We start from the raw sequence: 23,679 nt of genomic DNA on the forward strand, positions 1-23,679 counted from the left end.
GCCTGAGCCGTTCGAGGCTGATGCCGACACGGAGGCGCCCCTACCCCCTCACGCACTCATGCCCCAACGCGTCTGCGCCCTCACGCCTTCACGCCCCAACGCACCTGCGCCCTCACACACCTACGCCGCTTCGCCGAGGAGCAGGCTTCTCGATCTTTCCCACGTGCCGACCATCGGTCCGCGCTGCCGCCCGGCAGCGCACGCGCTCCACCGGAGGTGCCCCATGAGCGACCCCGAACAGCTATACCGCAGCCGGCTCCGCTGGTACCCGCGCACGCCGGAAGCGAGCTGACGAGCAGAATCGCCACCGTCCCCAACCTCTCCGGCGCGCGATATCCAGGCCGGCCGCGCGACCATGACCGGCACCCTGTCCAGGGCGACGATCGACAAGACACTCCGAGCGGCGTGAAGATCGGCGGCAACGGCAGCACCCAACCCGCACGGCTTCCGCCACTCCGACGGCTACGACTGCTTCGCCATCACCATCGTCGCCGCCATCACTGCCTACGCCCGCATCGTGTTGCCCTGGGCCGACCGGCACCATCCACGGCCCGGCCCTCGTCCCTGAGGACGCGTCATCTGAGACAAACACCCCGAGTGGAACGAACACCCTAAGCAACGAGACGGGTGCCCCATCACGGGTGCAGGAGACGGGGATCATGAGCCACGAGCCATGAGCCAGGCCGTCTTCGTTGCGTGCCGTCGCCGGGCATCCCGAGGCGACCCTGTCGCTCACCGGGAGGAGGAAGCCGGGAGCGAGTTGCGGTCGTATGTCGGAGATGCCCGAGACGTATGGCCTGCCGCCCCCACGCCGTGGCTGTCGGCGTAGGAGCGGCGACGGACCCGTCAACCGGTGACCAGGCAGCAGCACCAAACGCCCCCTGGAGGCGCGGATGCGGCGTACCTCATCGATCAATCATGCGGTGCGACCGCCGGCGCGATGGCGGCGACGGGACGCACGTCTTGCGGCCTGCGACTCTGCGCCGCAGGCGGTGCGACACGGAAAGAACAGGACCCAGGCCTTGCGGCTCTGCACCCCAGGAGCTCTGACCTGGAACGAACGGGACGCACGCCTTTCAGCTCCTGCGGCTCCGATTTCCAGAACCTCTGACCTGGAACGAATGGACGCATGCCCTTCAGCTTGCAGTTCCGACTTCCAGGACGTCTGACCCGGGACGAACGGGACACATGCCCTTCAGCCTGCGCCGCTGAATCCCAGGGCCTCTGACCCGAGACGATCAGAACACACGCCTTCCGGCCTGCGACTCCGAATCCCAGACGGTGTGACCCGGAACGAACGGAACGAACAGGACTGCCCCGGCCCCGTTCCGCGCTAGAGCCGGCGCAGGACCGCTACGACCTTGCCCAGGACGCTGGCTTCGTCGCCCGGGATCGGCTCGTAGTTGGGGTTGTGGGGGACGAGCCAGACGTGCCCGTCCTTGCGCTTGAAGGTCTTGACCGTGGCCTCGCCCTCGATCATGGCCGCCACGATGTCGCCGCTCTCGGCCACCGGCTGCTGGCGGACGACCACCCAGTCGCCGTCGGCGATGGCGGCCTCGATCATCGAGTCACCCGCGACCTGGAGGAGGAACAGCGTGCCCTCGCCGACGAGCTGCTTGGGCAGCGCGAAGACGTCTTCGACGCTCTCCTCGGCCAGGATTGGCCCACCGGCGGCGATACGGCCCACGAGCGGGACGTAGGCGGCGGTGGGGCGGTTGACCGTCGGCTCCTCGTCGCCGGCGTCGGGGTCGACCCACAGCACGGGCTCGCCCGGCAGCCGGACCTCAAGCGCGCGCGGCCGGTGCGGGTCGCGCCGCAGGTAGCCCTTGCGCTGCAACGCCGTCAACTGATGCGACACGCTGGAGGTGCTCGTCAGCTGCACCGCCTCGCCGATCTCGCGCATGGACGGCGGATATCCGCGCTGTTGCACCGAGTCGCGGATCACCTCGAGGATCTTGCGCTGCCTGGGGGTCAGCCCCAGGGAGTCTCGCCGGCGCACCGCGAGGTCGCTGACCCCGTTTGCGCCATCCCGCTCGGTCATGCTCTTCCTCCTCCTCGCCTGGCGGCCCGCCTTACCGGCGAACCTCCCGGTCCGTGGTCCTGATGTCGCACACAGCGACCGTATCGCTGTTGAAGATCATCTTCAAACAATTGTTCGAGTCTTCCTCGAAAAAGTCGCCAGTGTGGTGTACAACATCGTACGGGAGTTCGATCGACACCGTGTTCGATTTGCTGATCTTTATTGGCCTTTTCCTCAGGCCACACGGCAGGAGGTCATCCATGCGAACGCCCACAAATATGGACACGACCAGCGAAGACGTCAACCAGCTCACACTGATAGCCGATGCCACGCAGAGTAAGGATCGACGGGGAGACAATACGCGGGTGAAGGCCGGTGTCCGAGCGAATTCCGGTAAGAGGTTGGGGCCCCGCGCAACTGGTGGGGGAAGATCCCATTTGCGCCTCGTCCCGCCACCGCGTACGGGGAGTGACGACTCCGACGACACAATGCCGTCCGCGAACACGAGATCGCGACGGGGGCGGAGAAGCGGCACGCCGGACGGCGCGGATGACGCCGCGTCGGCCCGCAAACCAGGAGTGGAGCTCCGCCCGGTCACCACCGAAGGGAGCAGATCCACGATCAGCGACGAGCGGTCATCCGCCGCAAGACGATCATCGTCCGCCGGCGGACGATGGCGGATCGGCTCCCTCATCCAGGGGGCGGGCTCGCCCGCTCAAGAGGGCGGATCTCCGTCTCGGCGGAACGAAGCATCACTTGGGCGAGCCGGTTCACGGATCGGATCACCGCCTGGGTGGGCCGGTTCACGGATGGGATCACCACCTCGGAGAGCCGGATCGACCTCGCGGCAGAGCGCTCCCCCCGCTGCATGGGGCGTCCCTGCACGGGGTGCGACTTCCCAGGGTGCAGTACGGGGTGTCGCTGCACGGGGCGGCCTGCTCTCCCGGGCAGGTGGTCGTCTCCTGCGACGGAAAAGCTCGTCCTCCCGGGCGGGCGACGCATCCCGTCCGAACGGCCCTTCCGGCCGGCCCAACGGCGCTGAAGTGCGGCGCATCGCTGGCAGAAAGCCCGGTGCCGAGGGGAGGCGGCGCGACACCAAGGGCTGGCGCGACAGCGAGGGGCAGCGCGACGGCGTAGGGCGGCGCGACAGCGCCGGGCAGCGTAGCGTTGCGAGGCGACGTGGTGCCCAGGGGCGGCGCAGTACCGGAACCGGCACCGGGACCGGTCCCGTTCGGCTGAGCAAGACCGGTGCTGCCCCGGTGCGGTTGACCCGGAACGGCGCTACCCCTGTCCGGCTGACGCGCCGGGGCCGGGTCGTGCTGGTGACCGTGGTGGCGCTGCTGTCGCTCGGGGGATTCTGGCTCGGTACGCGGGCGGCGGGGCACGCGGACGTCCAGGTCGTAGTGACTGGCCACGCTGGGCTGCCGTGGGTGGAAGTTCACGAGGGGGACACTTTGTGGAAGATCGCCGAGGCACTTTCCGAGGGGGACACCCCCACGGCCCTGGTGGAGGAGATCAAGCGGCTGAACGGCCTGCCCGACTCCCTCATCCGACCCGGCAGCCGACTGTACGTCCCGAACGACACCGCCGCCTTACGGTGACTGTGGGGGATCACAACAACCGCTGGCACTGCGACGATCTCGGGGCTCACGGCTGCTGACTGTTTGGCGGCGAACAACGGCCAAGGCGAACAACGGCCAAGGCGAACAACGGCCCTACGGCGGACGAGGGCATTGCGGGCGTACCACGGCCCGACGGTGAGTGACGGCTCCACAGCGCACAAGGGCATTGTGGGCGTACAACGGCCCACGGTGAGTGACGGCTACACAGCTGGCGAGGGCATTCCCGGCATACAGCGGCTTCACGGTGAATAGCAGCCCCGCGACTGGTGAGGGCATTACGCCGAGCAACGAATCAACAACGAGCAGCGATCCCACAATGGGCGGCGATCTCACGGCGAGCAATGACCTCACGGCGAGTGGCGACCTTACGGCGGCCGACGGCTTTACGGCGGCTGACGGGCTGACGAGGAGGACCCCCGCCCGTCCGCCCCCGGCCGCCACATTCGGTCGGGCCGTCGCTCGCCACGGGTTCTCGCAGAGGCCGAGAGCTGGGCCTGCCTGGTCAGACGGGAGCGTCCTGCCGGCAAGCGCCGGGTGACGGCCCCGTCCCAGGCGTCCTCTGCCTGGCGGCCTGTGCCCGGCTGCCCGATCGCGGAAGGCCACACTGGTCTCGGACAACCCCGCGTGCAGGGGCTGGAAGTCCTCGTCGTCCGGGCAGCGGCTGAGAGTGGCACAGAGCTCAGCCGTGGCCGCCCGGGCGGGTTGCCCGGCGCCACCATTCCCGAGCACGTCGTGAACCGCCGGGGCCGTGAAGCACCGGCAGACGAATGTCGCGCCCGAAGCGACCGGCGCACGAGAGCGGCCCGAGGGGGCCGGCGCAGTCGTATGACGCCGACCGCGAACAAGCCTGGGAGCGGCCGAAAAAGCCCGAGGAATCCTGGGCGGACAGGCCCTGTGGAGGGATGAGAGCGCAGGTGAGAGGGGTTATACATAACGGATCCCGGTGCGAGGGATCAGAGGGCGTAATGGGCGTACGTATGGAAAGTGCTGAAGACCGGTGTGTGACGGAGGCTCATGGGGCGGGGCGGAAGCGGTGGAGGTGTCGTTCGGTACCGTTGTGAGGTTTGTTCACGAACGAGGCCCGGAGCAACCGATGTGACGCCTCACCTGCAAGAAGATCACTCACGATCGGCCGACACGCCCGGGGCGGATGGGGGCAGTGGGCTGATCAGCGACTTCGGTGGGACTTCGGCGGGAAGGGCCGGCTCAACTTGCGTTCATGGTCGCTCGCTTCTACGGTTGGACCACAACATCTAGTAGTTACACCGATGTAGTTCACCACACCTTGTGTTTCTATGACCGCTCCATGGGCACCCGTGGAGTGTGCGCGAGCATCCCGTCATGGCGGTGAGGGCGCGTGTGGTGGCCGCAGGTCTTGGAGGCGAGAAGCGTGCACTGTCCGTTCTGTCGCCACCCTGACACCAGGGTCATCGACAGCCGCTCCACGGACGACGGCGCGGCCATCCGGCGCCGGCGCACCTGTCCCGAATGCGGGCGCAGGTTCACCACGCAGGAGACCGTACTGCTCATGGTCAGCAAGCGCAGCGGAGTGACGGAACCGTTCTCGCGGGACAAGGTCGTCGCGGGCGTGCGGCGGGCGTGCCAGGGCAGGCCGGTCAGCGAGGATTCGCTGGCGCAGCTCGGGCAGCGGGTGGAAGAGGCCATCAGGGCCAAGGGCGCGGCCGAGATCCCCTCCAACGAGGTGGGCCTGGCCATCCTGGGCCCGCTGCGGGAGCTCGACGAGGTGGCCTACCTGCGGTTCGCATCGGTATATCGCGGTTTCGAGAGCCTGGCGGACTTCGAGGCCGAGATCTCACAGTTGAAGGCGGAGAAGGGGGAGTCATGACGGAGACGGCCAGCGGTTCAGTCGCGCGCGGGGGTAAGCGTCCGCGCAAAGGACTGAAGATGAAGAGGATCTTCACCAAGCCCGGTGTGCACCCGTATGACGAAATCCAGTGGGAGCGCCGCGACGTCGTCATGACGAACTGGCGCGACGGCTCGATCAATTTTGAGCAGCGAGGCGTCGAGTTCCCCGCGTTCTGGTCGGTCAACGCGGCCAACATCGTGACGACCAAATACTTCCGCGGCGCCGTGGGCACGCCGCAGCGCGAGTGGAGCCTGAAGCAGCTGATCGACCGGGTCGTCGGCGTCTACACCAGAACCGGCATCGAGAACGGGTACTTCGCCTCTGAAGAGGATGCCGAGATCTTCGACCACGAGTTGAAGCACGCGCTGGCGCACCAGGTGTTCGCGTTCAACTCGCCGGTCTGGTTCAACGTGGGCACGCAGTCGCCGCAGCAGGTCAGCGCGTGTTTCATCCTCTCCGTGGATGACCAGATGGAGTCGATCCTGGAGTGGTACAAGGAAGAGGGCGTGATCTTCAAGGGCGGCTCCGGGTCGGGGGTCAACCTGTCGCGGATCCGTTCGTCGAAGGAGTTGCTCAGCAGCGGTGGCACGGCCAGCGGGCCGGTGTCGTTCATGCGCGGCGCCGACGCCTCGGCCGGGACGATCAAGTCGGGCGGCGCCACGCGCCGGGCGGCCAAGATGGTCGTGCTCGACGTCGACCACCCCGACATCGAGGAGTTCATCGAGACCAAGGCGCGCGAGGAGGACAAGGTCCGCGCGCTGCGGGACGCCGGGTTCGACATGGACCTCGGCGGCAAGGACATCGTCAGCGTCCAGTACCAGAACGCCAACAACTCCGTGCGCGTCTCCGACGAGTTCATGCGCGCGGTGGAGCAGGGCGGCGACTTCGGTCTGCGGGCCCGCCTGACCGGCGAGGTCATCGAGAAGATCGACGCCAAGGACCTGTTCCGCAAAATGGCCAAGGCCGCCTGGGAGTGCGCCGACCCGGGTGTCCAGTACGACGACACGATCAACGACTGGCACACCACCCCCGAGACGGGGCGGATCACGGCCAGCAACCCGTGCAGCGAATACGTCCACCTGGACAACTCCTCCTGCAACCTGGCCAGCATCAACCTGCTGAAGTTCCTGAAGGACGACAACACCTTCAACATCGCCGACTTCGTCAAGCTGACCGAGCTGATCATCACCGCGATGGACATCTCGATCACGTTCGCCGACTTCCCCACGGAGAAGATCGGCGAGACGACGCGGGCGTACCGGCAGCTCGGCATCGGCTACGCGAACCTGGGCGCGCTGCTCATGGCGACCGGGCACGCGTACGACTCCGACGGCGGCCGGGCCGTGGCGGCGGCGATCACGTCCCTGATGACCGGTGTGTCCTACCGGCGCAGCGCCGAGCTGGCCGCGGTCGTGGGCCCGTACGACGGATATGCCCGCAACGCCGAGCCGCACAAGCGCGTCATGCGTAAGCACGCCGCGGCCAACGACGACCTGCGCACGGTCGGCGGCATGGACGCGAAGATCCACAACGAGGCGTCCCGGCAGTGGTCGGAGTGCCTCAAGCTGGGCGAGAAGAACGGCTACCGCAACGCCCAGGCCAGCCTGCTCGCGCCCACCGGCACGATCGGTCTCATGATGGACTGCGACACCACCGGCATCGAGCCGGACCTGGCGCTGGTCAAGTTCAAGAAGCTCGTCGGCGGCGGGTCCATGCAGATCGTCAACCAGACGATCCCGCGCGCGCTCAAGCAGCTCGGCTACCAGCAGGAGCAGATCGAGGCCATCGTCGAGTACATCGGCGAGCACAGCCACGTCGTCGACGCGCCCGGCCTGCGCCGCGAGCACTACGAGGTGTTCGACTGCGCCATGGGCGAACGCGCCATCGCGCCCATGGGCCACGTGCGCATGATGGCGGCCACGCAGCCGTTCCTCTCCGGGGCCATCTCCAAGACGGTCAACCTGCCCGAGTCGGCCACCATCGACGACATCGAGCAGGTCTACCTGGAGGGCTGGAAGCTCGGCCTCAAGGCGCTGGCCGTCTACCGCGACAACTGCAAGGTGGGCCAGCCGCTGTCGGCCGGCGACGGCTCCAAGAAGCAGGAGGTCAAGGAGGCGCAGCCGCAGGAGCCCGAGGTCAAGGTCATCGAGGTCAACCGGCCGACCCGGCGCCGCATGCCCAACCAGCGGCCGAGCATGACCACCCGCTTCACGGTCGGCGGCGCCAAGGGCTACATGACCGCCTCGTCCTACCCCGACGACGGGCTCGGCGAGGTCTTCCTCAAGATGTCCAAGCAGGGCTCGACGCTCGCGGGCGTCATGGACGCCTTCTCGGTGGCGATCTCGATAGGGCTCCAGTACGGGGTGCCGCTGGAGACGTACATGAGCAAGTTCGTCAACATGCGCTTCGAGCCGGCCGGGATGACCGACGACCCGGACATCCGGATGGCCACCTCGGTGATGGACTACATCTTCCGCCGCCTGGCGCTCGACCACCTGCCCTACGACGAGCGAGCGGCGCTGGGCATCTTCTCGGCGGCCGAACGCGCCGCCCAGCAGCGTGGCGAGGACCCGGCGGCGCTGCAGGAGACGATGGACCGGGAAACTCTGGCCCAGTCGGCACCGATCGAGGCCGCCCAGCCGAAGACGGAGGAGCAGCCGGTCCAGGAGCTGACCCTGGAAAGCCACCAGCGCTTCACGGCGGACGCACCGCTCTGCATGACGTGCGGCACGAAGATGCGACCGGCGGGCAGCTGCTACGTCTGCGAGGGCTGCGGCTCGACCAGCGGCTGCAGCTGAAAACGGGCCAAGTTGTATTAGGCGCAACAGCTCTGCGCCGAGTGAGGAAGAAAATATCCGCTACAGCGGCAGATTGCACAGCCGCTGTAGGCGGCGGTCGTAAATGGTGGGTGCCCGGCCTGAGAAGCGGGCACCCACCACGATCGAGAGTTGAAGTCCTACTGGGGGCGGTGTCGGACGGCGCTTTCGATCGAAAGGCGGACAGGTCTCACCTGGGAGGAACCCGGTGGCAAGTGTGAAGTTCGCTCAGCAGCAGGTCGCCACAGTGACCAGCGAGATCGCAGATCTCCGCAGGAAGCTGACAGATCAGCAGGCCGCAGCTACCAAGGCGAGGGTGGCTGCCGCGAAGAAGACGGGGTCGGCGAGGCGTACGTCTTCGGCCTCGATCGCCGAGAGATATCTCAGAGACGCGCTGCGCTATGAGGACAGCGCGAACAAGGCGGATAAGAAGGCTGCAGACCTAGCAAAGAGCCTCGGCAGGGCTGAGAAGAGGCTTGCTGATAAAGAAGGCATATTGCTACGGGCGAGAGAGGCTGCCGTGAAGCTCGAAGAACAGGCCGCCCGCAAGCGGCGACGGAACGAACTCGCCCATGCACGGCAACTCGTGCAGGTCCGTGATGACTCGCCTGCGGAGCTCATGCCTCGCCGTTCCGCCCCCGCGCCGGAAATCCTTCGGGTGGCCTATCTCACCGCGAGTCCAACCGGGGAAGATCGTCTTCGAGTGGACCGAGAAGTGCGAGAGGTTCGAGAGGGAGTGCGCGGTGCTCTCCATCGCGAGCTCATAGACATCCGGGACTGGCCAGCGGCGACCCTCCCTGATTTGATCACCGCTCTCAACGAACAGCGTCCGCAGCTGGTCCACTTCTCCGGTCACGGCTTCGAAGACGGGTTGGTCTTCGATGGGACAGAGGGCAACATGCCCGAGGGAGCCGACGTCGACTACGGACTTCTGGCCACAGCCTTGGGAGCTACTGACAAGCCTCCGCAGGTTGTTGTCCTCAACGCTTGCCACTCCTTCGCCGGCGTGGAGAAGCTGCTGACCAGCGTTCCTGTGGTGATCGCCATGCTCGACGCGGTCAGTGACATCGCGGCCAAGGCGTTCGCGGCCAAGTTCTACACTGCCATCGCCAGTGGGCAGTCCCTGGCCTCGGCGCTCAAGCAGGGGCAAGTGATGATGGAGTATCTGGCCGGTGAAGGTGCGACCGTCGAAGTCATAGCGCGCGACGAAGGAGACCTGGCCTCGCCACTCATCCTTCCCCCGGACGACAACTCGCAGGTCTGACTGGCTTATGGCCGCCTGCACAGGGCGGGCTGTCCAGATGTGGTTGCGCCGCTACCTCACAGCCTCAACAATGTTGCAATCGATGCAACGGAGGTGGCTGTGGCTCAAGCTGCTGATCTGCCTAGCGCGGCACATCTGGAACTGGTCGAAGGCGTCGTCCCGCTCGACCCGGAGCAGGCCGTCTTGGAGGCGATGCTGGCGGGGTGGGCGCGTCAGCATCGGACCCGCTTCCTGAGCGAGAAGGCCACGATCAGTCCGCGGTTGTCGATGGTGCGGCGGCTGGTGGAGTTCACCAACGCCTACCCCTGGCAATGGCGACCGGCCGACGCCGAGGACTTCATCGCCCACCTGCGCTCCCCGAACCGGTCACGGCCGATCGCGATGTCGACCGGCCGCGGTTATGAGACGACGCTGGCGCTGTTCATGAATTACCTCATCGACCGGCGTTACGGCTGGCCGGAGGAGTGCGAACGCCGCTTCGGGATGACACCGCAGCAGATCTTCACCGAGGACAACCGGGTCGCGCACGTCGCCGAGTACGAGGGGCAGCCGGGACGGCGCCCGCTGACCTTCGATGAGGTCCAGGCCCTGTTCGACGCCGTCGACGCACGAGTCGAGCAAACCCAGGCCCTCGGCCGCAAAGGCAGCCTCACCGCGCGGCGGGACGCAGCCCTGCTCAAGACCATCTATGCGTTCGGCCTGCGCCGCAACGAGGCCCGCATGCTGGATCTGGGAGATCTGCGGCGCGCCCCGAAAATGCCCCAGTTCCGGCAGTATGGCGGGTTATACGTCCGCTACGGCAAAGCCTCACGCGGCAGCCCGCCCAAGCGCCGCACCGTGCTGACGGTCCAGGAGATGGACTGGATCGTCGACGTGCTCGACGACTGGATCACCGACGTCCGGCCGTCATTCTCCCCGGGGCGGTTGCCCGCCCTGTTCGTCACCGAGCGGGCTGGCCGCATGTCGCTACGGGGCCTCAACACCGCCTTCGCCCAGGCTCGCGATGCGGCCAACCTGCCGCCCGAGCTTGATCTGCACTCGCTGCGGCACAGCTACGTGACGCACCTGGTGGAGTTCGACTACCCCGAGCGGTTCGTGTCACTGCAGGTCGGACACGAGTACGCGAGCACCACGGCGATCTACACCGGCATCTCGGACGAGTACCGCAACCGGCTGGTGAGACGCGCGCTGCAGGGCCGCCACCCCGACCTTTGGGAGAACGAGTGATCAAGAAGATGGGCATCGTCTGGAACCTGCGCAAGCTGATGGCCACCCGGGACATGTTCCAGACAACCGACCTGGTCGCGCCGCTGGCCGAGCGCGGCGTCCACTTGTCTCGTGAGCAGGTGTTCCGGCTGGTCACCCAGCCACCGCAACGGTTGTCGATGGACACCCTGGCCGCGCTCTGCGACATCCTGGAGTGCACCCCGAACGACCTGATCCACATCGACGCGGTCAACACCCAAGTCCCCAAGACCGCCGACGGCAGCCAGCCACCGTCGCTGCCCCAGCACCGGCGGACCCAGATCCGCCGCCCCGGCTCATGAGCCGGGCCCGCGACCAGCGACGGGCCGAAGAGCGGCAGGAACGCCGGGAACGGATCACCGCCACGCTGACCGCCCGCCTACCAGGGCTCGACCAAGCCGCAGCCAGGCAGGCGCTAGCAGAGATCGGCGCAGATCGAGGCATTCCGCTGCGCGCTCTGGATGAGCACCTGGCCGCTCACCCTGACGCCCTAATCTCCGCTGATCCGCGCTGTCCGGCCGTGGTGGTGCGCCTCGCGCATGCCCTGCGGGAGGCCGGATGCTCCGAAGCCGTCGTCCCAGGCTGCTCGCAGTGCGGCCGCACCGGGATCGATCTGCCTCGATTCGGGCTTGGCGGGCGCGTCTGCCAAGCCTGCGGCGCCCGGGGCGACAAGAAGACCTGCAGCCGCTGCGGCCGGACCGCGCGCATCCTGGCCCGCCGCCCAGAGGGCGGCATCTGCGCCGCGTGCTACCGCGTCGACCCTCAGGTCGTCGAGGAGTGCGCGGGCTGCGGACACACGCGCATGCCTGTCACCCGGCAGCCGGACGGCCAAGCCTTATGCCTGAACTGCTGGACGGCTCCCGCGCGCACCTGCACCGCCTGCGGACGAGTGGGCCCGGCCAAGGTCAATGACGCCGACGCCGTCCTTTGCCAGTCCTGTTACCGGCGGCTTCGCCAGCCGAGGCGGACCTGCGGCATGTGCGGCAAACAGCGGATCATCGGCCGGCGGGCCACCGCCGACAGCCCCGACATCTGTGAAAGCTGCAACCTGCCGCCGCCGGCCGAATGCTCGATCTGCCACCAGGTCAAGCCCGGCTCCAACAACGCCGAGTACGGCTTCGTCTGCCGCTCATGCCGCCCCCACAGACAGACCCCCTGCGCACTCTGCGACCAGCTACGACGGGTCCACGCCTACTGGCCGCTCGGGCCGGTCTGCCCGGCCTGCTACGTCCGGGTGCTGGATCACCCCGAGCAGTGCGCCACCTGCGGCAGCAGCCAGCCCCTGATCGCCCGCGGCGATGACGGTGAGGAAATCTGCGGACCCTGCGCCGGACTGCCCGGCGCCTACATCTGCCCCGGCTGCGGCGCCGGAGGACGCCTCTACGCCGACGGCCGCTGCCCCCGCTGCATCTTGCAGGTCCGCCTCCAACAGCACCTGGCCGGCCCCGACGGTCAGGTCAGCGCCCAATTGCAGCCCCTGGTGAAGGCCATGGCCAGCGCCGATGACGCCCGCGCAGTGCTGTGCTGGCTCCACCGCAGCCCGAACGCCCGCCTGCTCGCCGAACTGGCGGCCAGCGGCCAGACGATCACCCACGACTTGCTCGACGAACTCCCGCCCGGCCGCTACGAGCACTACGTCCGCCAGGCCCTGGTGCACGCCGGCGTGCTGCCCGAGCGCCACGAAGACCTCGACCGCATCCCCGCCTGGCTGAACACGCTCCTGGCCGGCCGTCCCGCCGAGCACGGCCGCCTGGTCCGCCCCTATGTCCATTGGTTCCTGCTCAAACGCGCCCGCCGCCGAGCCACGCAGCGCCGGCAGCCTGCCAGCACGGGCGCGTTCCTACGCACCTGGATCCGCATCGCACTGGAACTGCTGACCTGGCTCGACGAGCACGGCATCAGCCTAGCCACCCTCACCCAGTCCGACCTGGACCGCTGGCTGGCCGTCGGCAACACCCGCAACTACACCATCCGCTACTTCCTGGGCTGGGCCGCGGACCGCGGCATCGCTCCTCGTCTGAGCATCCCGGCCATCCCTCGCCAGGACCCGGCCCACATCCTGGATGAGCAAGAGCGCTGGGACCAGCTCCAGCGCTGCCTCACCGACAGCGCCCTGCCGCTCGACGTCCGAGCCGCCGGAGCGTTGCTGCTGCTGTTCGGCATGCCCACCTCACGCATCAGAAAGCTGCGCGGCGAGCACCTACGAGATCACGACGACGGCACCTACCTGGACATTGGACGCCATCCGCTGCTCATCCCGCCCCGCCTCGCAGCCCTCCTGCGCCAGCTGGCCGCCGCCCCGGTCAACCGCAGCCGCATGGCCGTCCCGGTCACCTGGCTGTTTCCCGGCCGCGTCCCTGGTCAGCCCGCCGGCCCGTCAGGGTTCAGCCGCAAGCTACTCGAGCACGGCATCGACGCCCGCCCGGCCCGAAACGCCGCCCTCATCGCCCTGGTCGAGGACATCCCCCCACCGGTCCTTGCCGACATCCTCGGCCTGCACATCAACACCGCCGTCCGATGGGCCGATATCGCCAAACGAGACTGGAGCGTCTACCTCGCCGCCCGAGCTGAGGACCTCCAGCGGGGGAATACCGCACCCTCCGAATAAGTGATCTCCCCCAGTACCTTGGTGGCGTAGGCGAGAACGCCTGATTAAGGGCAGAAAGCGGGCATACTGTTCGCTTTCTGCCCTTAACTTGTGCAAGGGGGAATGCCGGGCCTCTGATCGGCAGGTTTCGGGATGCCACCCTTGGATTCGGCCATCATCCTGAAGAAGCGTCACAGGAGCCAAGGGTCAGAAGAGGGTGGAGTCGAGGGTGCCGGCTTCGAAGGCGAGGAGGTGGCGTTTGGTGGGCAGGCCGCCGCCGTAGCCGGTGAGGTCGCCGGTGGAGCCCACGACGCGGTGGCAGGGGACGATGATGCCGATGGGGTTCTTGCCGTTGGCCAGGCCCACGGCTCGGGCGGCGGTCGGGCGGCCGATGCGGTCGGCGAGCTGGGCGTAGCTGATCGTCTCGCCGTACGGGATCTCTTGCAGGGCCGTCCAGACCTGTTGCTGGAACGGGGTGCCGTTGAAGACCATGGGCAGGTCGAAGCTGGTCAGACGGCCCTCGAAGTAGGCCCGGAGCTGGGTGATGACCTCGGTGAACGGCTCCGGGTCCGGTACGCCGAAGGTCTCCTCGGGAGGGCGGTGGCGCTGGCGGCGCATGTAGAGGCCCGTGAGGGTTCCGTCGATCGCGACGAGGGTGAGAGGGCCGACGGGGCTGTCCACCACCGTGTGGGTCCTGTGCCCGGTCAGGGGCATCGTGCCTCCCTTCGTTCCGTGAGTGCGAGGGGGTGTCGGCGAAATTGATTCCGTTCCCACGCTTCCAGCATCGCTGGTGGCAGGGTGTCTCGGCTGGCGGAAATCGGACGTGATCACCATGGCTGGGTAGCGGCTTCCCGCTCAGTACTAGAGCGCCTCGATGCCCGAGGCCACGAGGTCGGCGGCTGTGGTGGCGGGCAGCTTCGGACAGTCATGGATCAGGACCTTGGACAGCGCCGGCAGTCCGGACAAGTCGCCGAGATCCGTCAAGGACTCGCAGCCGTACAGGCTCAAGGAGCGCAGCGCCGGAAGCTCGATTGCGCCCAGGCTGCGCAGTTGCCGGCCCTGGTGGATGACGAGCCGCTCCAGGTGCGACAGGCCGCTGAAGGCGGATAAATCGGTGAGGTGGTGCAGTCGGTGGAGGCTCAGCTCGCGGAGGACGGGCATGGTGGCCAGGGCGGAATGGTCCTTGAGACGTTCGGTCTCGACCAGATGGACCGTTCTGATCGACGGATGCCCTTCGAGCCCGTTCAGCGAGGTGAGCCGGTTACGCTTGAAGATGGTGATCTCAGTCAGCGTCGGCAGGCGGGACAACGCGCTCAGATCGGTGAGCGGGCAGGTCGGGGCGCCGAGCGAGGTCACATGCGGATGGTGGCCCAGGCCGTCGAGACCGTTCAGGTTCGGGCTGCCGCTGAGCCACAACGCGGTCAGGTGCCGCAGACCCGACAGGGGTGCGATGTCCCGGAGGGCACGGCAGGACTGCAGATTGAGGTCCTCCAGCCGGGGCATGCCCTCCGCGATGCCGTCGAGGCTCGCCACCGAGGTTCCCATGAGGTCCAGGGTGCGCAGCTCGTGCAGCCTCATCAGCGGGGAGATGTCCGACACCAGGGAGCAGCCTTGCAAGTCGAGGCTGCTCAATGCGGTCAGACCGGCCAGCGGCTCCACGTCCGTGACCGACACGCAGCCGCTCAGGTCGAGTTCCGTCAGGCCGGTCAGCCCGGCGAGCTCGGAGAGGTCGGACAGGTTCCGGCAGCGTTCGAAGCGCAAGGAGCGCAGGGCGGTCAGGTGGCGCAGGCCCGGGACGGAAGCGACCTTGGTCAACGTCAGCTCAGTACGCCCTTCCCGTACGAACGCGGGCGTCAGCACCAACTCCGCGAATGCCTCGGGATCGGTCGACTCCGGCCATAGCTTCAGCAGCTTGTCGGTGTGCGGCGAGGTCAGCTTGGCCGCGAACTGGCCGGCCAGCGTCAGCGCCGTACGCGCCTGACCGGCGGGCGCCGGATGCCGGGCCAGTTCTCGTACGGCTTGCCATGCCCGAGCTTCCGACGTTGTCGCCAACTTGGGTCGCAAGGCCGTGATGTAGGGCGGCTCAGGTGGTTGTGTGATCATCACGCGACACCCTATGCGCGCTGGACCTGGTGGGGTGTGTCGGTCATGCTCCGACTTATGAGGCGGATCGCGGTTCTCGCCGTGGGGTTCGGGGCGCTGTTGTACGGGGTGCATCGGCTGGCGATGGTGGTGGTGGCCTGGTTGATCGGCAATGAGGACATGATCGTCGGGCTGGATTGTTGCATCGACTACCACAGGGATGCGCCGGATCCGTGGGGCAATGTTCTGGTTGCTGTCTCCGGTGTGGTGGCTACCCAGGTGGTGGCGTGGACGGCTATCGGGCTGTTGGCGGCCCGGAGCAGGAGTGGCCGGGGCCGCCGTGATCGGGCTGGAAGTGATCAGGGGTCGCGTGGTCAGAGTGGGGGTGACCGGGTTGGGCGGGGGCGGGTGCTTGTGACGGTGGCAGTGACCGCGTTCGTGGTCAGCCCGTTGTTGCAGCTCTTCGTGTACGTGATCTGGCACTGGGCCGAACGCGACTACGTGGCCGTGATCGATTACGCGATGGACGCGACCGGGTTGCCGGAGCAGGCGTTGATGGTGTTGCTGCTGGGGATGTTCGGCGGGTATGCGGTGGTGTTCTGGGTTGCGTTGCGGTGGGCGTGGGATCGGGCCCACGCGTCGGCCCAGCTCGCCGGTCGCACGCCGTGATTCGTGGGTGATCGTCAGGCGGTGATCAGGTCGTGGAGGACGTCCGGTCTGTTGGTGATGATGCCGTCCACCCCGTGGGAGAGCATGAGGCGCATGGTCGCGGGGCTGTCGACGGTCCAAGTGAGGACGTCCATGCCGAGAGAGTGGACGCGGCGCACGTACGCGGCCGTGAGTGTGGTGTACGGCGGGTTGATGTGGTCGGCGAACCTGGCCAGGGCGGGCAGTTGCCCGGTGGACGGTGTGCCGAGCAGGCCGATCGGCGTTCCGGGCAGCAGCCGGTCGAAGGCGCGCATCGAGTCCCAGTCGAACGACTGCACCACCAGCCGTCCCGGCTCCAGCCACCAGGGGGAACGCCGCAGTTCGTCGGCGATGCGGGCCTCGATGCCGGGGTAGAGGCCGGGTGACTTGACTTCGAGCAGCAGCGCGAGCCCGGAACCGCTCATCGCGCGCAGGGCCTCGGCGAGGGTGGGGACGCGCTCGCCGTCGTACTCGCCGGACAGCCACGAACCGGCGTCCAGGCGGCGGATCTGGGCGAGGGTGAGGTCGCCGACGTTCCAGGGAGACAGGCCGGGGAAGACCCGTTCGGCGTCGGTCGTCCTGGTCAGGGTCGTGTCGTGCATCAGGACCAGTTGGTGGTCCTTGGTCTCCTGGACGTCGAGTTCGAACATGTCGGCGTCCATCGTGGCGGCCAGTTCGAACGCGGCGATGGTGTTTTCGGGGGCGTAGGCGGAGGCGCCGCGGTGGGCCACGATGGTGGGAGTGTCCGCGAAAGTGGTGGTCTCCGCGTGGGCGGGCAGGGCCGTGGTGGTGATCAGGAGGGTGAGGGAGGTCGAGACGGTGACGGCGAGTCGCCTGAACATGGGTCTCCTCAGCTGGGGAGAGACAACGACTCGACGATGACAACGTCTCGTGACTTGAAGTTGAGAGAAGAGTAGCCCTGGGATGCCCTGCGGGTGAGCATTCGACACGCGAGCATCCGGCAGACGAGCATGTGGCGTGCGGGTATGGGACGTGCGGGTATGCGGCGCGCGGGTATGGGACGTGCGGGTATGCGGCGCGCGGGTATGGGACGTGCGGGTATGCGGTGGGCGGCTATGCGACGCTCGGGCGTTCGATACGCGAGCATTCGCGCGGGCATTCGGTACGCGCGGTGCTGTCAGGGTGGGGCGGGAGGTTGGCGATCAGGTGGACGGCTGCGCTCGCCGTGGCCTCACCCGCCGGACAAGCCGGACAGGTCAGGGAGGCCAGGAAGGCCGGGTTGACCGGGCGCGCCAGGGTGACCGGACTGGCCGGGCAAACCAGGTAGACCGGGCAGGTCGGGCTGATCAGGCAGGCCCGACAGCGCGGTCCCGTACAGATTCGAGACTCTGAGCCTGATCACCAGCCGCCGATCCGCCACCATCTGCCGCAGGAACGTCTGCGCGTCGGCCGGTGCGGCGAACGCCGGCCGCATGGCCAGCAGTTCGAGGCCCACCTCGTCACCCGGTTCCGCGGTCACCGGCGACAGCTCCGCCTGGCCCTCCGCCACGGCGTACGACCAGAAGTCGTCGCTGGCCACGTAGAGCGCGCAGCGCGGGTCCTTGTGCAGCTGGCGGACTTTGGGCCGGTCGGCCTTGGTGGAGATCCGTACCACGCGCTGCTCGGGGTCCCAGGTGTAGAGCACGGTGGACATCTGCGGGTCCCCGCCGCCCTGGTCGGTGGACAGCGCGCCGAACTGCTGCTTGGCCAGCAGGCCCGTCAGCTCCTCGTCCCCCAGCGGTCGTGGGGCCGGGCCCGCGCCGGGGCCGTGGATCTCGGAGGACATGCACCACCCTCGCGCTCAGAAATCAGGAATTATCAACCTATACCGAGCTGTCGCATGAAGGTCTGGGCATCGGAGATCACCCAGTACTCCGCGAACCTGCCGTCCTCGGCCCGCAGAATGTCGTGACCGCTGAAGGCGATCCTGGTCCCCTCCGCCGCCGTCGCGCCGGGCAGCCCGCCCCGGTACGTCCCCGCGAACGTCCACCGCGCCGACACGAGGTCGCCGTCCACGATCGGTCCCACGTCCAGGCTGACCTTGACGTCGGCGAACGGCGCGTGCGCCTGCTCCAGTGCCTCGACCAGCCCTTCCGGCCCCGACACCTCCATGCCGGGCCAGTGGCCGGCGAAGGACGGGGTGACCAGTTCGCGGGCCAGGCCGAAGTCGCCGTTCCAGAGTTCGAGCAGCCATCGGCGGTACAGCTGTGAGGTCATGATGGCCCGCTACCCACTCCCCGATAGTTTACGAGTCATGAATCTTGCTATCACCAGCGGATATGTCGTACCCGTCGACGGCGACCCCATCGACGGCGGAACCGTCCTCATCCAGGACGGGAAGATCATCGCGGTCGGCCGGGACGTGCAGGTGCCCGAGGGGACCACGGTGGTCGACGCCGCGGGCGACTGGGTGCTGCCCGGCTTCGTGGAGGCTCACGGACACCTCGGCGTCTACGAGGAGGCCGAGGGTTGGGCCGGTCAGGACACCAACGAGATGACCGACCCCAACGGCGCCCGCCTGCGCGCGCTCGACGCCATCAACCCGGCCGACCTGGCCTTCGGCGACGCGCTGTCGGGCGGCGTGACGACCGCCGTGATCAAGCCGGGCTCCGGCAACCCGATCGGCGGCCAGACGGTCGCGATCAAGTGCTGGGGCAGGTCCGTGGACGAGATGCTGCTGCGGGAGCCGGTGAGCGTCAAGAGCGCGCTCGGTGAGAACCCCAAGCGCGTGTACGGCGACCAGAAGAAGCTGCCGTCCACCCGCCAGGGCGTGGCCGCCGTGATCCGCGACGCGTTCATGAAGGCGCAGGACTACAAGGCCAAGAGGTCGGCCGCTGAGGCGGAGGGCAAGCCGTTCGATCGTGACGGCACGCTGGAGGTCCTGGTCCGGGTGCTGGACGGCGAGCTGCCGTGGTGCCAGCACACCCACCGCGCCGACGACATCGCCACCGCGCTCAGGCTGGCCGGCGAGTTCGGCTACCGCCTGGTGATCAACCACGGTACGGAGGGGCACCTGCTGGCCGACACGCTGGCCGAGCGGAACGTGCCGGTGATCATCGGCCCGCTGTTCACCAGCCGGTCGAAGGTGGAGCTGCGGCAGCGCAGCCTGCGCAACCCGGGCATCCTGGCCCGCGCCGGGGTCGAGGTGGCGATCACCACCGACCATCCCGTCGTGCCCATCCACTTCCTCGTCCACCAGGCCACGCTGGCGGTCAAGGAAGGGCTCGACCGCGACGAGGCGCTGCGCTCGATCACCGTGAACCCGGCCCGGATCATGGGCCTGGACGACCGGGTCGGCGCGCTGCGGCCGGGGCTCGACGGGGACGTGGTCATCTGGTCGGGCGATCCACTGGACGTCATGAGCCGGGCGCTGAGAGTATTCGTCTCCGGCCGGGAGGTGTATGCGTACACCGAGGGTGAGCCCGTGGTCGCAGACCCGTACTACCGCGAATCAAGCGATCGTTAAGCGGCTGTAGATACGCGGCACGCATAGTGGGCGGAGCCGAAGGGAAAAGAGGCACCACCATGACTGCTCCGTTGCTCGTTCAGCGTCCCAGTAAGGCCCTGCTGATCGGACTGGTCGTCTCCGGCGTCCTCGCCCTGATCGTGCTGGCCGTCATGCTGCTCTCCGGCGGTCCCATCGGGTTCGGCCTGTCCGCGCTGCTGGCCGTGGCGCCGCTGCCGGTGCTGCTCGCGGCCGTGCTCTCGCTCGACCGGCTCGAACCCGAGCCGAAGCTCAACCTCGCCTTCGCCTTCGCGTGGGGAGCGGGGGTGGCCATCGTCGCGGGGATCGCGCTGACGCTGGCCGGCCAGCAGTTGTTCCTCCGGGCCGGCTACACGTCGTCCGCGGTCGAGAACATCGGCACCGTCGTGCTGGCGCCGGTGATCGAGGAGGCGCTGAAGGGCTCGGCGCTGCTGCTCCTGCTGCGCCGCCGGGTCGAGATCGACGGCCTGACCGACGGCATCGTCTACGCCTCCATGGCCGGCCTCGGCTTCGCGGCCGTGGAGAACGTGGGCTACTACCTGCTCGCGTTCGGGGAGGACGGTGCGGGCGGCGCGGTGCAGCTCTTCGTGCTGCGCGGGCTGATCGACCCGCTCGGCCATCCGATCTACACCTCCATGATCGGGCTCGGCGTCGCGTACGCGCTGACCCGGCGCACGGCGTTCAGGTACGCCGCGATCCCGCTCGGCTACTGCGCCGCGGTCTTCCTGCACGGCCTCTGGAACGGCGCCGCCACCACCAACTCGCTGTCCTGGCTGGGCGCGGCCTACCTGGTGATCATGGCGGCGCTGGTGCTGCTCATCGTCGTGACCGTGGTCGAACGCCGCCACCTCGTCGCCAGGATGGCCTACTACCTGCCCGCCTACCAGCAGACCGGGCTGGTCACCGACGCCGACGTCCGGATGCTGACCACGCTGCCCACGCGCAAGGCGGCCCGCAAGTGGGCCAGGGGAGCGGGGCTCGGCCGGGCGATGGGCGACTACCAGCAGGCGGCGACCGAGCTGACCCTGCTGCACCTGCGGGCCGAGCGCCAAGGGATGGACCCGCGCAGGTTCGCGCTGGAACGCGACGCCCTCCTCGGCGCGATGGCCCAGGCCCGCCGCTGGTGACGCTCTCAACGACGAAGGGGGATGACTTACGAGCGGACCCGCAGGGCGGCGAGGGCGGCTACGCCCGTGAGCGCCACGCAGGCCCCCACCGCGACGGCCGTTCCCTGCGCGAGCCCGAAGCCCCCGACGGACGCCGCCATCCCGGCCGACCCCAGCGAGGAGCCGAAGGACCTGGCGGTGTTGTTCGCCCCCGACCCCATGGAGACCCGGTGCGCGGGCACGCTCTCGATGGCCAGATGGGTGATCGAGGAGTTGATCAGCCCCGATCCCACGCCGCTCACGGCCAGCCCGGCGACGACCAGCGGCAGTGACAGTGACGCGCCCGTGGCCAGCAGCCCGGTGAACCCGGCCGCGCTGAGCCCGAAGCCGAGGGCCAGCCGGGCGGCCGTGCCCAGCCGTACGTGCCTGGCCAGCAGCGACGACACGAACGACAGCCCCGCCCAGACGCTCAGCAGCAGCCCCGCGTCCAGCGGTGTCAGCCCGTGGGCCGCCTCCAGCACGGTCGGCAGATAGCCGATCAGCCCGACGATGGCCACCCCGACCACCAGCGCGCCCGCGGTCGCCACCAGGAACTCCGCCCGGCCGAACAGCCGCAGGTCCAGCAGCGGCTCCGGCCGCCGCCGCTCCACCGCCACGAACGCCGCGATCAGCGCCGCGGCCAGGGCGAACGCCACCAGCACGACCGGCCGCGACCACCCCACACGCCCCTCGGTCACCCCCGCGACCAGCGCCGCGATGCCCAGACTGAGTAGCACCACCCCCGGCAGGTCGAACCTGCGCGGCACCGTCCCGCCCGACTCCCGCAGCACGCGGGCCGAGGCGAGCGTCAGCAGCAGCGCGGACAACCCCATCAGCCAGTACGTCGCCCGCCAGCTCATCACCGAATACCCCAGCCCCGACACGAGCGGCCCCGCCAGGGTGCCCAGCCCGATCATGGCCCCGTACCGTCCGGTGGCCCGCACGCGCTCGGATCCCGCCGGATAGGCGTGCCCCACGATGCCGAGGCTGGCGGCCAGCATCGCCGCGCTCGCCCCGCCCTGCACCAGCCTGGCCAGCACGAACTCGGCGACGTTCGTGCTCAGCGCCGCCGCCACGCTGGAGGCGGCCAGCACGCCTGTGCCCGTCACCAGCACCCGCCGGCGCCCGTAGTCGTCGGCCAGACCACCGGCGACCAGCAGCAGCGAGGCGAGCCCGAGCGCGATGGAGCCCAAGATCCACACGGGCCCCGTCGGACCGGCGCCGAGCGATCGGGAGATCTGCGGCAGCGTCACCATCGGCAGCGTGAAAGAGGCCATCACCAGCAGCGGCGCCGACGAGGCCACGGCCAGCGTGTACGGAGGCACACGTGTCGGTTCGGTCACTGAACTCATGGCGCGCAGGCTACCACGGTTCGGTGAATGAACTAACATGGGCTCATGGCGCTCGGCAAGAACTACGACGGCCAGGACTGCTCACTGGCCAGTGCCCTGGAAGTGATCGGCGAGCGATGGACGCTGCTCGTGATCCGCGACGCCATGTACGGCGTGCGCCGCTTCGGCGATTTCCAGGCCCACCTCGACATCCCCAAGGCCGTGCTGTCCCAGCGGCTGTCGGCGCTCGTCGCGGCGGGCGTCCTCGAACGACGCCGCTACCAGGACGCGCCTCCGCGCGACGAATACGTCCTGACCCCGGTCGGGCGCGGGCTCTGGATCCCCGTGCTGTCACTGGGCGCGTGGGGTGAGCGCCACCTCGCCGCCAACGGCCCTCGCCGGCTGTACCACCACGTGTCCTGCGGCACCAGGCTCGACGACGTGTCGTTCTGTGCCGCCTGCGGCAGGGGTGTGCCGATCGAGGAGATCGAGGTCCGCCCCGGGCCCGGGCTGCGCGACGACACCCGGCAGGACCAGGTGAGTCTCGCCCTGCGAAAACCCCATCGGCTACTGACCCCGCTCCTGACAAAATAAGCGAAACACCCCGAATGGAGATCGCATGAGCTGGGCGGAGATCGAGTCGGAGGCCGAGTTGCGCGAGCTGCTCGGCGAGGTCATGCCGAGGGCCGCGACCAAGGAACGGATGCTCCTGCACGAGCGCGACCGGGAGTGGCTGGCGGCCTCGCCGTTCTGCCTCATCGCCACGTCCGGCGCCGACGGCACCTGCGACGTCTCGCCCAAGGGCGATCCGGCGGGGTTCGCGCACGTCATCGACGACACCACGATCGCGATCCCGGACCGCCCCGGCAACCGCAGGGCGGACGGATTCCTCAACGTCCTGAGAAACCCGCACGTCGGGCTGATCTTCCTGATCCCCGGCCGCAACGAGACGCTGCGGATCAACGGCCGGGCCCGGCTCGTGCGCGAGGCGCCCTTCTTCGACGAGCTGATCGTCAAGGGGCACCGGCCGGACCTGGCGCTCGTGGTCGAGATCGAGCAGATCTTCTTCCACTGTGCCAAGGCGTTCATGCGCTCGTCCTTGTGGAAGCCGGAGAACTGGACCACCGACGCGCTGCCGTCCCATGCCAAGCTGGTCAAGGAGACGCAGAAGGTGGAAGAGAGCCTCGAAGAGCTCGAAAGCTATTACGGCGAGACGTACGCCAAGCGCCTGTACGGCTGACGGCCCGTCTTACGTCTTCACCGCGTTCTCAGGCGGCCGGCGTGGGGCCGCCGGGGAAGCGGATGACGTTTCTGCCCGCGTAGGCACGCAGATCGATCACCGGGTCGGCCGGCGCGGGTTCTGCGGGTCGCTTGCGGCGATCCACCGAGCGGATGTCGCGGATCTTGTGCCTGGCGATGTGTGGCGGCACTGCCACAAGCCTGTTCATCGTGAGCCCCCCGTGATGTTCTTGTTACCTATGTTATCTACAGATACCCCCGTAAGTTCGGTGTAAGGAGCACCTCAGTAG

At 68.3% G+C, this 23,679-nt stretch carries 20 protein-coding genes; 12 read left to right on the plus strand and 8 right to left on the minus strand.

Annotation, left to right across the window (positions count from 1 at the left end; translation table 11 throughout):
- Nucleotides 1-1,333: 1,333 nt before the first annotated feature.
- Entirely contained in the window at nucleotides 1,334-2,041 is a 708-nt protein-coding gene (lexA, locus tag AB0C27_RS15190) for a transcriptional repressor LexA (RefSeq protein WP_357843491.1), read from the minus strand.
- Nucleotides 2,042-3,279: 1,238 nt separating this feature from the next.
- Between lexA and AB0C27_RS15195 the strand changes: the two genes are divergently transcribed.
- From AB0C27_RS15195 to AB0C27_RS15225, 7 genes are all read left to right on the plus strand, one after another.
- The gene (locus AB0C27_RS15195) at nucleotides 3,280-3,621 is read left to right on the plus strand and encodes a LysM peptidoglycan-binding domain-containing protein (protein ID WP_357843494.1); all 342 of its coding nucleotides are present in this window, start codon (nucleotides 3,280-3,282) and stop codon (nucleotides 3,619-3,621) included.
- Nucleotides 3,622-5,032: 1,411 nt separating this feature from the next.
- Entirely contained in the window at nucleotides 5,033-5,488 is a 456-nt protein-coding gene (gene nrdR / locus AB0C27_RS15200; RefSeq protein WP_090941385.1) for a transcriptional regulator NrdR, read from the plus strand.
- Nucleotides 5,485-8,307 (plus strand): vitamin B12-dependent ribonucleotide reductase, encoded by a 2,823-nt coding sequence (locus tag AB0C27_RS15205; RefSeq protein WP_357843498.1) that lies wholly within the window; start codon nucleotides 5,485-5,487, stop codon nucleotides 8,305-8,307. The genes nrdR and AB0C27_RS15205 overlap by 4 nt, the downstream gene beginning before the upstream one ends.
- 226 nt (nucleotides 8,308-8,533) lie before the next feature.
- Complete coding sequence (locus tag AB0C27_RS15210; protein WP_357843501.1) at nucleotides 8,534-9,589, plus strand: CHAT domain-containing protein; 1,056 nt, start codon at nucleotides 8,534-8,536, stop codon at nucleotides 9,587-9,589.
- Nucleotides 9,590-9,781: 192 nt separating this feature from the next.
- Nucleotides 9,782-10,816 carry a site-specific integrase gene (locus AB0C27_RS15215; protein WP_357845263.1) on the plus strand — a complete coding sequence of 345 codons (1,035 nt, stop codon included), beginning with the start codon at nucleotides 9,782-9,784 and terminating at the stop codon, nucleotides 10,814-10,816.
- Complete coding sequence (locus tag AB0C27_RS15220; protein ID WP_357843504.1) at nucleotides 10,813-11,136, plus strand: helix-turn-helix transcriptional regulator; 324 nt, start codon at nucleotides 10,813-10,815, stop codon at nucleotides 11,134-11,136. The genes AB0C27_RS15215 and AB0C27_RS15220 overlap by 4 nt, the downstream gene beginning before the upstream one ends.
- Before the next feature lie 674 nt (nucleotides 11,137-11,810).
- Nucleotides 11,811-13,442 (plus strand): hypothetical protein, encoded by a 1,632-nt coding sequence (locus tag AB0C27_RS15225; protein WP_357843507.1) that lies wholly within the window; start codon nucleotides 11,811-11,813, stop codon nucleotides 13,440-13,442.
- Nucleotides 13,443-13,628: 186 nt separating this feature from the next.
- Here AB0C27_RS15225 and AB0C27_RS15230 read toward each other — a convergent pair whose 3' ends face one another.
- Entirely contained in the window at nucleotides 13,629-14,135 is a 507-nt protein-coding gene (locus AB0C27_RS15230; protein ID WP_357843510.1) for a methylated-DNA--[protein]-cysteine S-methyltransferase, read from the minus strand.
- Nucleotides 14,136-14,282: 147 nt separating this feature from the next.
- Entirely contained in the window at nucleotides 14,283-15,485 is a 1,203-nt protein-coding gene (locus tag AB0C27_RS15235) for a leucine-rich repeat domain-containing protein (protein WP_357843513.1), read from the minus strand.
- A gap of 96 nt (nucleotides 15,486-15,581) precedes the next feature.
- Between AB0C27_RS15235 and AB0C27_RS15240 the strand changes: the two genes are divergently transcribed.
- Nucleotides 15,582-16,172, plus strand: a complete 591-nt coding sequence (locus AB0C27_RS15240; protein WP_357843516.1) for a hypothetical protein — start codon at nucleotides 15,582-15,584, stop codon at nucleotides 16,170-16,172.
- Between the two features lie 14 nt (nucleotides 16,173-16,186).
- Here AB0C27_RS15240 and AB0C27_RS15245 read toward each other — a convergent pair whose 3' ends face one another.
- The 3 genes from AB0C27_RS15245 to AB0C27_RS15255 all read right to left on the minus strand — a co-directional run bounded on the left by AB0C27_RS15245 (nucleotide 16,187) and on the right by AB0C27_RS15255 (nucleotide 18,407).
- Nucleotides 16,187-17,032, minus strand: coding sequence for a glycerophosphodiester phosphodiesterase family protein (locus AB0C27_RS15245; RefSeq protein ID WP_357843519.1), 846 nt, complete (start codon nucleotides 17,030-17,032; stop codon nucleotides 16,187-16,189).
- A 350-nt stretch (nucleotides 17,033-17,382) separates the two neighbouring features.
- Nucleotides 17,383-17,976, minus strand: coding sequence for a TIGR03618 family F420-dependent PPOX class oxidoreductase (locus AB0C27_RS15250; protein ID WP_357843522.1), 594 nt, complete (start codon nucleotides 17,974-17,976; stop codon nucleotides 17,383-17,385).
- A gap of 32 nt (nucleotides 17,977-18,008) precedes the next feature.
- Nucleotides 18,009-18,407, minus strand: coding sequence for an ester cyclase (locus AB0C27_RS15255; RefSeq protein WP_357843525.1), 399 nt, complete (start codon nucleotides 18,405-18,407; stop codon nucleotides 18,009-18,011).
- Between the two features lie 37 nt (nucleotides 18,408-18,444).
- On the opposite strand from AB0C27_RS15255, the gene AB0C27_RS15260 reads away from it, so the two are divergent.
- Nucleotides 18,445-19,656, plus strand: coding sequence for an amidohydrolase (locus AB0C27_RS15260; RefSeq protein WP_357843527.1), 1,212 nt, complete (start codon nucleotides 18,445-18,447; stop codon nucleotides 19,654-19,656).
- A gap of 59 nt (nucleotides 19,657-19,715) precedes the next feature.
- On the plus strand, nucleotides 19,716-20,801 hold the full coding sequence (locus AB0C27_RS15265) for a PrsW family intramembrane metalloprotease (RefSeq protein ID WP_357843530.1): 1,086 nt from the start codon (nucleotides 19,716-19,718) through the stop codon (nucleotides 20,799-20,801).
- A 26-nt stretch (nucleotides 20,802-20,827) separates the two neighbouring features.
- Here AB0C27_RS15265 and AB0C27_RS15270 read toward each other — a convergent pair whose 3' ends face one another.
- Complete coding sequence (locus AB0C27_RS15270; RefSeq protein WP_357843533.1) at nucleotides 20,828-22,171, minus strand: MFS transporter; 1,344 nt, start codon at nucleotides 22,169-22,171, stop codon at nucleotides 20,828-20,830.
- A gap of 45 nt (nucleotides 22,172-22,216) precedes the next feature.
- Here AB0C27_RS15270 and AB0C27_RS15275 point away from each other — a divergent pair, with 45 nt between their 5' ends.
- Both AB0C27_RS15275 and AB0C27_RS15280 read left to right on the plus strand, forming a co-directional pair.
- A complete protein-coding gene (locus AB0C27_RS15275) occupies nucleotides 22,217-22,744 on the plus strand; it encodes a helix-turn-helix domain-containing protein (protein WP_357843536.1) in 528 nt (175 codons plus the stop codon).
- 25 nt (nucleotides 22,745-22,769) lie between these two features.
- Nucleotides 22,770-23,390 (plus strand): pyridoxamine 5'-phosphate oxidase family protein, encoded by a 621-nt coding sequence (locus tag AB0C27_RS15280; protein WP_357843539.1) that lies wholly within the window; start codon nucleotides 22,770-22,772, stop codon nucleotides 23,388-23,390.
- 28 nt (nucleotides 23,391-23,418) lie between these two features.
- Here AB0C27_RS15280 and AB0C27_RS15285 read toward each other — a convergent pair whose 3' ends face one another.
- Entirely contained in the window at nucleotides 23,419-23,580 is a 162-nt protein-coding gene (locus AB0C27_RS15285; protein WP_357843542.1) for a hypothetical protein, read from the minus strand.
- Nucleotides 23,581-23,679: the final 99 nt, after the last annotated feature.

It is taken from the genome of Nonomuraea sp. NPDC048882, from assembly GCF_040649755.1.
Classification (GTDB): Bacteria; Actinomycetota; Actinomycetes; order Streptosporangiales; family Streptosporangiaceae; genus Nonomuraea; species Nonomuraea maheshkhaliensis.